Annotated in this window: 11 protein-coding genes; 4 read left to right on the forward strand and 7 right to left on the reverse strand. The window is 30.3% G+C overall.

The window, feature by feature from the left end; genetic code table 11:
* Positions 1-15: 15 nt before the first annotated feature.
* From EAH69_RS06130 to EAH69_RS06160, 7 genes are all read right to left on the reverse strand, one after another.
* Positions 16-1,869 carry a DUF349 domain-containing protein gene (locus EAH69_RS06130; RefSeq protein ID WP_121934304.1) on the reverse strand — a complete coding sequence of 618 codons (1,854 nt, stop codon included), beginning with the start codon at positions 1,867-1,869 and terminating at the stop codon, positions 16-18.
* A gap of 58 nt (positions 1,870-1,927) precedes the next feature.
* Positions 1,928-2,662, reverse strand: a complete 735-nt coding sequence (locus EAH69_RS06135) for a shikimate dehydrogenase family protein (protein WP_121934305.1) — start codon at positions 2,660-2,662, stop codon at positions 1,928-1,930.
* A 1-nt stretch (position 2,663) separates the two neighbouring features.
* The gene (locus tag EAH69_RS06140) at positions 2,664-3,332 is read right to left on the reverse strand and encodes a VTT domain-containing protein (RefSeq protein ID WP_121934306.1); all 669 of its coding nucleotides are present in this window, start codon (positions 3,330-3,332) and stop codon (positions 2,664-2,666) included.
* 11 nt (positions 3,333-3,343) lie between these two features.
* Positions 3,344-4,657: a UDP-N-acetylglucosamine 1-carboxyvinyltransferase gene (gene murA / locus EAH69_RS06145; protein ID WP_121934307.1), complete on the reverse strand. Its 1,314-nt coding sequence runs from the start codon at positions 4,655-4,657 to the stop codon at positions 3,344-3,346.
* Between the two features lie 23 nt (positions 4,658-4,680).
* A complete protein-coding gene (locus EAH69_RS06150; protein ID WP_121934308.1) occupies positions 4,681-5,439 on the reverse strand; it encodes a DUF4290 domain-containing protein in 759 nt (252 codons plus the stop codon).
* 97 nt (positions 5,440-5,536) lie between these two features.
* Positions 5,537-7,207: a PNGase F N-terminal domain-containing protein gene (locus tag EAH69_RS06155; RefSeq protein ID WP_121934309.1), complete on the reverse strand. Its 1,671-nt coding sequence runs from the start codon at positions 7,205-7,207 to the stop codon at positions 5,537-5,539.
* 80 nt (positions 7,208-7,287) lie between these two features.
* Positions 7,288-8,454 carry an acyl-CoA dehydrogenase family protein gene (locus EAH69_RS06160; protein WP_121934310.1) on the reverse strand — a complete coding sequence of 389 codons (1,167 nt, stop codon included), beginning with the start codon at positions 8,452-8,454 and terminating at the stop codon, positions 7,288-7,290.
* Positions 8,455-8,594: 140 nt separating this feature from the next.
* On the opposite strand from EAH69_RS06160, the gene amaB reads away from it, so the two are divergent.
* The 4 genes from amaB to EAH69_RS06180 all read left to right on the forward strand — a co-directional run bounded on the left by amaB (position 8,595) and on the right by EAH69_RS06180 (position 13,186).
* A complete protein-coding gene (gene amaB, locus EAH69_RS06165) occupies positions 8,595-10,124 on the forward strand; it encodes an L-piperidine-6-carboxylate dehydrogenase (protein ID WP_121934370.1) in 1,530 nt (509 codons plus the stop codon).
* A gap of 10 nt (positions 10,125-10,134) precedes the next feature.
* The gene (gene lat, locus EAH69_RS06170) at positions 10,135-11,442 is read left to right on the forward strand and encodes an L-lysine 6-transaminase (RefSeq protein ID WP_121934311.1); all 1,308 of its coding nucleotides are present in this window, start codon (positions 10,135-10,137) and stop codon (positions 11,440-11,442) included.
* A gap of 123 nt (positions 11,443-11,565) precedes the next feature.
* The gene (locus EAH69_RS06175) at positions 11,566-12,315 is read left to right on the forward strand and encodes a GLPGLI family protein (protein WP_121934312.1); all 750 of its coding nucleotides are present in this window, start codon (positions 11,566-11,568) and stop codon (positions 12,313-12,315) included.
* An 88-nt stretch (positions 12,316-12,403) separates the two neighbouring features.
* On the forward strand, positions 12,404-13,186 hold the full coding sequence (locus EAH69_RS06180; RefSeq protein ID WP_121934313.1) for a Cof-type HAD-IIB family hydrolase: 783 nt from the start codon (positions 12,404-12,406) through the stop codon (positions 13,184-13,186).
* Positions 13,187-13,423: the final 237 nt, after the last annotated feature.

Genomic DNA, 13,423 nt, shown 5'->3' on the forward strand with positions numbered 1-13,423 from the left:
TTAATTTTTGATCATTTAAAATTCAACACTATAAAGTGTTCTTAATTTTACTTCAGCATTAGTCAATTTTGTACGTTTTTCGTCTATTTGCTTGTACACATCTTTTAATAAAGGGCTGTTTGCATTTGCATTCGCAAAGAAACTAACATTGTTATCTAATTGATTGATTTCTTTTTCAAGATCTTCAATTACTTTTTTAGTTTTACGGATTTCATCGTCTAATAATCTATTGTCTCTGTTAGCTACGATTTGATCTACAAAAGCTTGTAATTTATAATCCTGAATCTGGTTTTGTGATAATTGTAACGATTTTAATTTTTCGTTATATAATTTGGAATATTCTTGGTTAATTTCTGCTTTGTTGTTTGGCAATTTTCCAATTTTATTCCATTTCGCATTAAAATTAGTTAATAAACTTAATGCTTCTTCTTTATTTTCTGGAATTAGAATTTCTTTGAACTCCTTTAATAATTCAGTTTTTTCTACTAAATTTTGTTCAAATTCTTCGTTGTACTCATTTTGACGATTTTTGTAACGATCAAAAAATTGATTACAAGTGTCTTTAAATTCTTTCCAAATTTTGTCTGAATTTTTGCGCGGAACATGTCCAATATTTTTCCAGTCGTTTTGTATTTTCTTAATCACCTTCACAGAATTGTTCCAATCACGACTATCTTTGTGTTCTTTTGCAATTTCTAATAAAGCTAATTTCTTTTTTAAATTATCTTGTTGATCATTTTTAAGCGTTTTATAGAAATCGTTTTTAATATGGTTAAACTCACGTGTAGCTTCTTTAAAAGCATCCCAAGTTTTATTGTTTTTATCTTTTGGTACACGACCAATAGTTAAGAAAGCATCACGTAAATCATTAATATCTTTGATTGCTTTTTGCCATTCGCTGTGCGATTTTTTAGCGGTAGCTTCTGAAATTTCTTTGATTCTATTAATGATTTCAATTTTCTTCTCGTAATTAACTATTTGTTCTTTCTTTAGACGTTCATTAAGTACCGATTTACGATCGTGAATTTTATTGGTAATCGCTTTAAATTGCTGCCAAGTTTCCTCACGTTTTTCTTCGATTACAGGTACAGCTTCTTCTTTCCAAAGACGGTGTAAATATTGTAATTCGTTTAATGCTTTTTGTACATTTTCTTCCTCAACTAATTCTTCCGCTCGTTTGATAATTGAATATCTAACCTCTAAATTATGTTGGTAGTCCAAAGCTTGTAATTCTTTGTTCATGTCCAAATATTTGTAGAAGTTATCTAAATGGAAGAAGTAGTTTTTGAACACATTCTCTGCATTAGATGCCGGAATACGTCCTGCGTTATGCCATCTCGTTTTTAAATCACGAAATGATTTAAACATTTGAGTATTTGATTCGTTTTGCTCAGTATAAAGAGCTTTTAACTCATCAACAATAGATAAACGTTCCACAAGATTTTCTTTTTCTTGTTTTTCGTTTTCTTTATGATAAATTGAAAGTTGATTTTTATAATCATTGTAAACCAAAGAGAATTTAGATCTGTAGCTATTTTCATATCTAAAATCTAATACATCACCACCATCAGCAAGGAAAGCTTCCTTTTTTTGATTTTCATCATTTTCAATTTTTTGACGAAAAACTTCTTTGATTTGCTCGATGTGATTTCTCACTTGATTAACCGGATATTTGTTTAAAAGATTTTTAGCTTCATCAATTAAAACATCAAATCCAAACGAGTTGTAATCTTTCCTCTCGATTACAGCTTCTTGCTTTGTATCGTTGTTTTCACTTAGTTTATATGACTCATTATTTAAGTCATTAGAAGTGTTATTTGCTAAGTTTTGTCCGTCTGCTGAGTGCAGGTTATCCATTTCAATACTCATAAAAAGAAAGTTTAGTTCCTAACAAATCTAATAAAACAAAACTATAAAATCAAGTGAATTACAATAGTTTATTCCATATTTCCCAAGATTTTTCAGCTTGCTGAACTAACATCTCGTATCCATTTTTTATAGTTGCTCCTTTTTCAATCCCATTTTGTAAGAATTGTGTAACTTCTGGATTATAGATTAAATCATATAATAAATGCTCAGATGTTAAGAATTCATAAGGAATATTTGGGGCTGAAGTGATGTTTGGAAATGTTCCAATAGGAGAGCAGTTGATGATTAATTGATGTGAATTAATTATTTCTTCATTTAAATCATCATAGGAAATTCTACCTTCTGAAGCTTCTCTTGATACAATTTGATATTGAATACCTAATTTTTCTAAAACATAGATTACCGCTTTAGCAGCACCTCCATAACCTAATACTAATGCATTGGTATGATTGGGTTTTAAAAGCGGTTGTAAAGAAGTTTGGAAACCAAAACAATCTGTATTATAACCAATTTTTTTTCTATCCTGAATTAAAACTGTATTTACAGCACCAATTTCTTTAGCTTCAGGCGAAAGTTCGTCTAAAAATGGAATGACATCTTGTTTATAAGGAATAGTTACGTTAAAACCTTTTATATCTTCGGTTTCGAATACTTTTTCTACTTCTTGGATTTGCTGTAAATCAAAAACATCATAGGCAGAACCTACGATGTTTTCGTTTTTAAATTTATCAGCAAAATAACCTTTGGAAAAAGAGTAGGAGATGTTTCTCCCGATTAATCCAAATTGTTTCATGCTATTTATTTTTATTGAATTGAGCTTTAACAATACGTGTAATTAAAGGCATATTTGCTGCAATGATAATTCCGAAAATGAATTTTTCTAAATGATTTTGAACGATTTCAAAACCACCTAAAAAATATCCTAAAATAGAAATTACACCAACCCATAAAAATGCACCAATTACACTATATGTAAGAAATGTTCGATAATTAAGATTTGTAGTTCCACAAATAAACGGAATTATCGTTCTTACAACTGGCATAAAACGAGCAATAATAATCGCTTTTTTACCATTTTCGTTAAAGAATTCAGTTGCTTTTTCTAAATGTTTTTTCTTTAGGAAAAATGAATCTTCTTTGTTTAAAATCCAGTGACCGAATTTTTTACCAACATAGTAGTTTACATTATCTCCGAGAACAGCAGCAAACATTAACAATGGAATGATATATTCTATATGTAAATGATTTTGTGCGTCATTTGCGGCAATCATCCCAATTGAAAATATTAAAGCATCGCCAGGAAGAAATGGCATTAAAAATGTCATTACAATTAAACCTGTTTCTGCAAAAATAATAGTGAATAAGATAATATAAATCCAATAGCCATAAGCATCAATCATATTCATGATTACTCGATCTGGACGTTGTACAAAATCACTAAAAAAATCAATAATAGATTGCATAATGCTTTATTTTAAGCCGTTCTAATGATATCTGCTCCTAAAGCTCTTAGACGTGTATCGATGTCTTCGTAACCACGATCAATTTGGTCGATGTTATGAATAACTGTTGTACCTTTTGCAGATAAAGCAGCAATTAATAAAGACATACCAGCACGAATATCAGGAGAAGTTAATTGAGCACCTTTTAATGGATTTTCGTGATTTAAACCGATAACAGTAGCACGGTGTGGATCACATAAAATGATTTGAGCTCCCATTTCGATTAATTTATCTACGAAGAATAAACGAGATTCGAACATTTTTTGATGAACTAATACACTTCCTTTTGCTTGTGTAGCAATTACTAAAATAATTGATAATAAATCAGGTGTGAATCCTGGCCATGGAGCATCAGAAACAGTTAAAATAGAACCGTCGATAAAACGCTCGATTTCGTAATTTTCCTGAGCTGGTACAAAAATATCATCACCTCGACGCTCTAATTGAATACCTAATTTTCTAAATACATTAGGAATTACACCTAAATTATCCCAAGAAACATCTTTGATTGTAATTTCAGATTTTGTCATGGCAGCTAAACCAATCCAAGATCCAATTTCAATCATATCTGGTAAACATGTATGTTCTGTTCCACCTAATTCTTCAACACCTTCAATAGTAACTAAATTAGAACCAATACCAGTGATTTTTGCACCCATACGGTTTAACATGTTACATAATTGTTGAATGTAAGGTTCACAAGCAGCGTTGTAAATAGTTGTTGTTCCTTTCGCTAAAACTGCAGCCATAATAATGTTAGCAGTTCCTGTTACAGAAGCTTCGTCTAATAACATGTAGGCACCTTGTAATCCATTTTCGTCAACTTCTACACCGTAGAAATCTTCATCTGGATTGAAACGGTATTTTGCACCTAATGCAAAGAAACCTTCAAAGTGTGTATCTAAACGACGTCGTCCAATTTTATCTCCTCCTGGTTTTGGCATAAATGCTTCTCCAAAACGAGCTAATAAAGGTCCCATTAACATGATTGATCCACGTAATGAAGCACCGTCTTTTTTAAATTCTTTTGATTTTAAATAATCTAAACGTAAATCATCAGATTGGAAAGTGTAATCACCTTTTCCGTTTTTCTGAGTTTTAACACCTAAATCTCCCAAAATTTCGATTAAACGATTCACGTCACGAATGTCTGGAATGTTTTTTACTCTAACTTCTTCACTTGTTAATAAAACAGCACATAAAATTTGTAAAACTTCATTTTTAGCACCTTGAGGTGTAATTTCACCTTTTAATTTCTTTCCTCCCTTTATTTGAAATGTTGCCATTGTAAGTGATGATAATATTTTAATTAACCTTTATTGTTATTATTCCTAACATTTTGGTTACGGTTATTATTTCTATTTTGATTGTTATTATTTGTATTGTTCGAATTGTTGTTTTGACGGTTTTGGTTATTCTGTCTGTTATTATTTTGGTTGTTGGTATTTTGATTATTCGAACGATGTTGATAATTAGAATGCGTACGTTGTTGGTAATTATTCTGATTATTATTTTGTTGTCTTTCTGGTTGAACTAGATTTTCATCTACATCTCTTAAATCAATTTTCCCGTCAGAAAGTTCGTATAAGTGCTCAAAAATTACGTTATCATCTACAGTTTCTTTGTTCCATTTAAGGTAACATTTTTTCATGTGATTTGCGATAGCGAAATATAATCCTTCACTTTTTTCTCCTTCTTCCCATGTTACAGCAACATTAATCATTTTACGAATGTTATTTCCGTAATAACGGTATTTGTAAATTGATTTAGGATATTCTACCTTATTTGGTTTACTGTATACAGTATCATGTTTCGTTGGAATAGGATACGGAGATTTTACATCTAATCTAAAATCAGACATAATAAATAATTGATCCCATAATTTATGTTGAAAATCTGGAACATCACGAAGGTGAGGGTTTAATTCTCCCATTACTTCGATAATAATTTCTGCGAATTCGTTTCTTTCTTGTTCGTCTTGAATCGTTAAACAATGATTAACCATTTCTTGGATGTGACGTCCATATTCTGGAATAATTAATTGTGAACGTAGTGTATTATATTCCATAGAATTTTTCTACAATTTTAAGTCTACAAACTTACTAATTTTAATTTGAAAAAGGTGTACGATATCCTTGTATTGGAACGTATTTAACCCAATTTTATCATTCTCCTAATAAAACTCCCGAAACAGCCCATGAACTAAAGCTTCCACCTTCTGTTTCTCCTTGTGGGATTTTTACTTGTATTGTGTGTTTACCGGCTTTTAAATCACCAAGTTCGATGATGTACGGATTAGTTACAGTACCTGGACACCAATTAGATCGGCTATAATCTGATGATGATAATCCGTTGTCAAAATTTCCTGATGCAGGATTATATAACCTATATGCGCCGCAATCTTGTCTCCAAGGAGCTAAAGAAAACACTTTTTTATCATCTATGAAAATAGAATTTACTTTTGGTACAAATTCATCTCCATTTTCCCAACCACCATGGCCAGTTGTAGTGTATCTAAGTTTAGCATTTTTCCAATCATCTTTTAATTCAAATTCGATGCGTAAACCTTGATCTGAATTAAATAAAGTGGGATATTCTTGACCTGCCATTTCCATTACGTTAGTTGTATTGAATAAAGCAAGAATTTTATTGTTCGGAATTAATTGCTTGTTTGAGTCATGTATTGTGATATTTGCATCAATTTTATGTCCGCCTTTATCATAATTTCCTATAAAGAATCCAATATAAACTTCTTTATCATTCAATAAATCATAATACTCAGAGATATCCTGTCGATAAGATGCAATTTTATGCCATTCTTTATCTTTGATTTGAATGTAATTGTATTTATCAATTCCGAAAGGAGTAAAGAATCGCATCAATTCAATTAATGGTTCATAATCTTGAGTTAAAGTAATTCCTTGATATTTTTTACCATTTCCGTTTTCGTAAATCGGTAACTTGTTTATTCCGTTTTTAAGGCCATCTAAAAATGATTGTTTTTTATTGAATGGAATTAAGAATGCAGATCCAGTTCTATCATATGCATCACCATTAGATATTTGGTTAATATCTAAAAAAATCTGAGAACCTTTACGTATTCTCGGTAATCTTATTTTTCTAACTGCTATTGTTCCGTGTGCAAATCTTAAGATACTATCGTTAGAAGTGATTTCATTTCCGAAATTAATCTCTTGATTTTGTAGTAAGGGAACAGTTATGAATTTACTTTTCCAAACTAAATCTTTATAGGTTAATGGATCTAAAGTTGGTAAATTTATCTCATCGTGATATTTTTCTGTAGGATCATTTTTTATACGTTCAATTTTTGATGCTCTAATTGTATAATTGTTATTTCGTGTATGTTCTAACACAAATCCTAAGTCTAAACCAACAGTATTTGGTGCAGCTTTTATATTAATATTATCTACATACCAAAGATCAATCGTATTAGAATTGATGATTATTTGCGCATGTTTAGCTCTTAAACCTAATATCTTTTTTGTGCCATTCAGCTTCTTAAATTCATGTTTTTTAAGTGAAATAGTATCGATAGTTTTTATAGTTTGTAAGCTATCAAACTGAATTAAAGAATAAATATTATTTGGTTCTTCGTTCGTATAATAAGTGATTTCATTTGGATAAAATCGATATTCGTCAAACGAATTACTTGTACCAATAATGGTTTTTTGACTGTTTGCTAAAACTAAAGTCGGATTAGATTCTGATATTTTCTTTTGATGCGTGTATTTCTCGTAAGTTATTTTGTATGTTTCTTGTGCAGAAACGTGAATAGAAATACAAGTTAAAATAATAGCTGAGAGTATTTTGAACATTTGTAAAATAAAAAAGGTTTACACAAATTGTATTTATGTAAACCTAAAGATTTATATGGATAAAATCAAATTTTTATCGATTAAACAAATGCATTAATACCAGTAATATCAGCACCAGTAATTAATAAATGTACATCATGCGTTCCTTCGTATGTAATTACTGATTCAAGGTTTGCTGCATGTCTCATGTTAGGATAATCACCAACAATACCCATAGCACCAATTATCTGACGAGATTCTCTCGCAATATCTATTGCCATTCTTACATTGTTACGTTTTGCCATAGAAATTTGTTCAGGGGTAGCTTTGTCTTCATTTTTTAAAGTTCCTAATCGCCAAACTAATAATTGGGCTTTCGTAATATCTGTAATAAATTCGGCTAATTTCTTTTGTTGTAGTTGATATGAAGCAATTGGTTTTCCGAATTGTGTACGCTCTAAACTATATTTTAAAGCCGTTTCATAACAATCAATTGCAGCACCGATAACTCCCCAAGAAATTCCGTATCGAGCCGAGTTTAAACAAGATAATGGACCTCTTAAACTTTTTACTCCAGGTAAAATATTTTCTTCTTTAATCAAGATATTATCAAAAACTAATTCTCCAGTTTTAGAAGCACGTAAAGACCATTTGTTCATTGTTTCAGGGGTAGATAATCCTTCCATAGCTCGTTCAACAATTACACCTCTAACTTTCCCTTCATCATCTTTTGCCCAAACTACCGCTAAATCACAAACAGGTGCATTTGTAATCCACATTTTTGCTCCATTTAAACGATAGTGATCACCATCTTTTGTTAAACGAGTCTCCATTCCACCAGGATTAGATCCATGATTTGGTTCCGTTAATCCAAATGATCCAATAAATTCTCCTGAAGCTAATTTTGGTAAGAATTTTCTTTTTTGTTCTTCAGAACCATAGCTAAAAATAGGATACATGACTAATGATGATTGTACAGATGCAGCAGATCGAACAGCCGAATCACCTCGCTCTAATTCTTGCATGATAATTCCGTAAGCCATTTGGTCTAATCCTGCTCCACCATATTCTTCCGGAATGTATGGACCTAAAGCTCCAATAGCACCTAATTTTTTCATTAAATCAGGAACATCTTTATGTTCATGTGCACATTCGTCTATGATTGGTTTTATTTCTTTATCGACAAAATCTCTTATGGATTGTCTAATAATTAAATGTTCTTCAGATAAAAGGTCATCTATTTTAAAGTAATCTGTTGTTGTGTTCATTTTGTGCAGTTATGTTTCTATAAAACTAAATATTATTCAGAATAATAAAAAGAAATATGAATATTATTTATTAAAAATTTTGTTTCTATTAACTTTTGTTTAATTTAGGTATCAAATCAAAACACAAAATAATTGAAAAAATGTTAGGAAACGAAAAAACTATATTAGGAATACAGCAAGAAAATTTTGGAACATCAACGGGACAAGATTGGTTTGGTACTGGAAACTTTATAACTTCTTTCTCTCCAGTTGATGGAAATGAAATTGGAAAAGTTAGAGCTACAACAAAAGAAGAATATGAACTAGTTGTTTCGAAAGCACAGATAGCTTTTAAAGAATGGCGATTAATTCCAGCTCCGAAACGAGGTGAAATTGTAAGACAATTAGGAGATAAATTAAGAAAGTACAAAGAAGATTTAGGAAAACTTGTTTCATACGAAATGGGGAAATCTTTACAAGAAGGTTACGGTGAAGTACAAGAAATGATTGATATCTGTGATTTTGCTGTAGGTTTATCTCGTCAATTATACGGATTAACAATTCATTCAGAACGTCCATCACACCGTATGTACGAACAATATCATCCATTAGGAATTGTAGGAGTAATTACAGCATTTAACTTTCCAGTAGCTGTATGGTCGTGGAATACATGTTTGGCTTTGGTTTGTGGTGATTCAATTATTTGGAAACCGAGCGAAAAAACACCTTTATGTGCAGTTGCATGTCAGAATATTTTAGCAGAAGTTTTAAAAGAAAATAATTTACCAGAAGGTATTTGTTCTTTGATTAATGGGGAAAAAGAAGTAGGTGAGTGGATGTCAAAAGACGAAAGAATTCCTTTAATTTCTGCAACAGGCTCAACTCGTATGGGAAAAGAAGTAAACCAAGTGGTAGCTGCTCGTTTAGGTAAAACTTTATTAGAATTAGGTGGTAATAATGCGATTATTGTAACTCCAGATGCAGATTTAAAAATAACATTAACTGCTGCAGTTTTTGGTGCAGTAGGTACTGCTGGACAACGTTGTACAACAACTCGTCGTTTAATTGTTCATGATTCAATTTACGATCAAGTAAAAGTTATCCTTAAAAATGCTTATGAACAATTAAAAATAGGAAATCCTTTGGATGCTTCAAATCATATCGGACCATTAATCGATCAAGATGCTGTTAGAAATTATTTGCTTGCTCTGGAAAAAATTAAAGAACAAGGAGGTGAATTTTTAGTACATGGTGGAGTTTTAGAAACAGAAGAATATAGTTCAGGATGTTATGTAAAACCAGTTATTGCAGAAGCTTCTAATGAATTAGAAATTGTTCAGACCGAAACTTTTGCACCAATTTTATATTTAATTAAATATTCAGGTGATGTTTTAGATGCGATTGATATTCAGAATGGAGTTAAACAGGGTTTATCATCAGCAATTATGACTACTAATTTACGTGAAGCTGAATTATTTTTATCTCATCAAGGTTCAGATTGTGGTATTGCTAACGTTAATATTGGAACTTCTGGAGCTGAAATTGGTGGAGCATTTGGTGGAGAAAAAGAAACAGGTGGAGGAAGAGAATCAGGTTCTGATGCTTGGAAAATCTACATGCGCCGTCAAACAAACACAATCAATTATTCTACAGAATTACCTTTAGCACAAGGAATTCAATTTAACTTTTAATACAACACTTATGAATATAACGACTTTAAACGAAACAATTCACGAAAGATTAGGAAAACACATCTTAGCTGATGGTTATCCTATTGTGATGGACATTGACAAATCACATGGTTCTTTTTTAGTAGACCAAAATGGAGACGAATATCTAGATATGTTTTCTATGTTTGCTTCTACTGCAATTGGATATAATCATCCACATTTGGTTGCACATAAAGATTTTTTAGGTCAAAATGCTATCAATAAGCCAGCAATGTCTGATATCTATACAAAGGATTATGCAGATTTAATAGATACTTTTGCACGTGTGGCTATGCCAAAAGAATTACAATATTGTTTCTTCATTTCTGGTGGTTCTCTTGCAGTAGAAAATGCATTGAAAGCTGCATTTGATTGGAAAACAAAGATTAATTTTTCTAAAGGAATAGAAAAAGAGGCAGGAGAAGTTATACATTTTAAACAAGCATTTCACGGTCGTTCAGGTTATACATTATCATTAACTAATACAAAAGACCCACGTAAATATCAATATTTCCCAAAATTTGATTGGCCTCGAATCGAGAATCCTAAAATCATTTTCCCAGAAACAGACATAAACATCGCGCAAACAAAACAAACAGAAGAATTAGCAATCAATCAAATTAATAAAGCACTTACGGATCGTAAAGATCAAATTGCTTGTATTATTATTGAAACCATTCAGGGAGAAGGTGGTGATAATTATTTCCGTCCAGAATTCTTGAAACAATTAAGAGAAATATGTGATAAAGAGGAAATTTTATTAATTTTTGATGAGGTACAAACAGGAATGGGAATGACTGGTAAAATGTGGGCTTTTCAACATTATGATATTATTCCTGATATTATTTCTTTTGGTAAAAAAACACAAGTTTGTGGAATTTTAGCTAACAAAGAAAAATTAGATATTGTTCCAAATAATGTTTTTAAAGAATCAAGCCGTATCAATTCAACTTTTGGTGGAAATTATATTGATATGTTACGTTTTAAATTAATTTTAGAGGTGATTGAGCAAGAAAATTTAGTAGATAATGCAGCCGAAAAAGGTGAATATATTATTGATAGACTAAATGATATTGCAAATCATACTAATAAGATAAAACATGTAAGAGGAAAAGGTTTATTTATTGCTTTTGATTTTGATAATGATCAATCTAGAACTGATTTTATTAAGAAATGTTTTGATTCTAAATTGATTTTATTGCCTTGTGGTGATAATTCGGTTCGATTTAGACCGCATCTTAATGTTTCGTTTAAAGAAGTTAATCAAGCTTTAGACATTGTTAAAAAAGCATTGGCTTAATTATTTTATTTATTGAATGGGGGTGAAATTAATTATTTATTTTCACCCTTTTTTGTTTTTAATCAGTTCTATGTTTGTAGAATTAAAGAAATTTATTATCTTCATAAAAATTTAATTATCAATATGAAAAAACTACTATTAACTTTACTATTAAGTACAGCTTTTGTGAATGCCCAAGATCAAATGATTGTAGAATATCGTCAAAGAAATGAAATGGATCCTGAAAAAGTAAAGGAATTTGAAAAAGAAAGAAGTTCATCAACTGGTGGTTTTGTTAAAATTAGTGGAGGCCCTGATCAAAAATATGAATTAACCTATAACCAAGGAATTACACATTATAGAAAGTTAGAATTGGTTAATAATAATCAAGATGCTCCAACTTCTTCTTTTTCTATTAGTGTTGGAGGTCAATTTAAAACATTAATTAATGATCCTGTAAACAAAGTTTTTAATCAAGAAATTAATCTGGATAAAGTTGATTATATTTTAAAATCGCCTTACAAAGATTACCAATGGAAAATTACTGATATTGAAGAAACAATTTTAGGTTATAAAACGATAAAAGCCGTAGCTGAAATTAATGGGAACAAAATAGCTGCTTGGTATGCACCAGATTTGAAAGTAAATGCTGGTCCGAATCAAATCAATGGTTTGCCAGGTGTTATCTTAAAATCGATTAGTGAAACAAGCAGTAAATTAGGAACTATTTTAATAATAGAAGCAGAGAAGATTAATATAAATCCTAAGAAATTACCTAAAATTAAACCTCTAAAAGGTATGGAAATTTCTCCAGACGATTTCAAAAAGTTACAAGAAGAATCGCGTAAAAAAATGATAGAAAGTTTTTCATCAGAAATGGATTTAAAAAAGTAGATAAATAAATAGTTATATAAAAGAGTTAGGTTTTAATAATTAAATATTTAATTATAATTTTAAAGGAGTAATTAATACTCCTTTTTTTATGCCAATAAATTCATTTTTCTTCGATTTCGATGGAACTTTACAAGGTTTCGAAACACATTCTATAAGCGCTTCAACTAAAGAGGCTTTACATCTTTTAAAAGCAAAAAATAATAAAATATTTTTAGCAACAGGTCGTAATTTGACAGATATTCCGGAAACTCTTTCCGAATTAAATTTTGATGGTTTCATTAACAATAATGGTGGAATGTGTTCTGATGAGAATAGAATTCCTTTTCATATTGATTATATTTCTAAAGTAGATGTAAAAGCATTGTTACAATATGATGAGGTACATCCTTTTGCTTTTTCATTTATGACTGAAAAAGGTTTTTCAATCAATCGAGTGAATGATTTTGTAGAAAAATCTTTTGAATATTTCGGAATGAATGTTCCGAAACTTATGGATGCAAAAGAGATTGAATTGGATAAAATTATGCAGATGAATTTTTTTGTTGATGAAGAACAAGAAGAAAGGTTAATGAAAGAAGTGATGATTAATAGTGAATCTTCTCGTTGGATGCCTTATTTTGCTGATGTTAATCCGAAAGGAATCAATAAAATGAAAGGAATCGAACGAATGGCTAAACATTATAACTTGGATTTGAGTAAGACAATGGCTTTTGGAGATGGTGGAAATGATATTCCAATGATTAATGGTTGTGCTATTGGTGTGGCGATGGGTAACTCAAAAGAAAATGTGCAAAATGCTGCAGATTATGTGACAACTTCGGCTGATGAGGATGGAATTTGGAATGCCTTAAAATATTACGATATTATTTAGTTCAGTATAGGTATTTAAGTCTTTCGTAAACTGAATATCTGTTTTTGTATATTTTAAAGTTTTAGTTTATATATTATTAGGTTAATTTGTAATACAAAATAGAAACCAACCTTATAATCTATAAATTATTAAAAAGTGTCTTTTATTGTAGTAGTAGAAGGTGCTTTTATTTTTCGCTTTGAAAAGTCAACCGAAAGGATGATATTTAATAAAAATACTTTTAAGAATATTTTCAAA

It is taken from the genome of Faecalibacter macacae, assembly GCF_003687725.1.
Taxonomy (GTDB): domain Bacteria; phylum Bacteroidota; class Bacteroidia; order Flavobacteriales; family Weeksellaceae; genus Empedobacter; species Empedobacter macacae.

Coding starts and splice junctions, on each gene's coding strand:
- EAH69_RS06140 (WP_121934306.1), bottom strand. CDS start 3,332: ATGCAATCTATTATTGATTTTTTTAGTGATTTTGTACAACGTCCAGAT.
- EAH69_RS06155 (WP_121934309.1), bottom strand. CDS start 7,207: ATGTTCAAAATACTCTCAGCTATTATTTTAACTTGTATTTCTATTCAC.
- EAH69_RS06180 (WP_121934313.1), top strand. CDS start 12,404: ATGCCAATAAATTCATTTTTCTTCGATTTCGATGGAACTTTACAAGGT.
- EAH69_RS06150 (WP_121934308.1), bottom strand. CDS start 5,439: ATGGAATATAATACACTACGTTCACAATTAATTATTCCAGAATATGGA.
- EAH69_RS06160 (WP_121934310.1), bottom strand. CDS start 8,454: ATGAACACAACAACAGATTACTTTAAAATAGATGACCTTTTATCTGAA.
- lat (WP_121934311.1), top strand. CDS start 10,135: ATGAATATAACGACTTTAAACGAAACAATTCACGAAAGATTAGGAAAA.
- amaB (WP_121934370.1), top strand. CDS start 8,595: ATGTTAGGAAACGAAAAAACTATATTAGGAATACAGCAAGAAAATTTT.
- EAH69_RS06130 (WP_121934304.1), bottom strand. CDS start 1,869: ATGAGTATTGAAATGGATAACCTGCACTCAGCAGACGGACAAAACTTA.
- murA (WP_121934307.1), bottom strand. CDS start 4,657: ATGGCAACATTTCAAATAAAGGGAGGAAAGAAATTAAAAGGTGAAATT.
- EAH69_RS06175 (WP_121934312.1), top strand. CDS start 11,566: ATGAAAAAACTACTATTAACTTTACTATTAAGTACAGCTTTTGTGAAT.
- EAH69_RS06135 (WP_121934305.1), bottom strand. CDS start 2,662: ATGAAACAATTTGGATTAATCGGGAGAAACATCTCCTACTCTTTTTCC.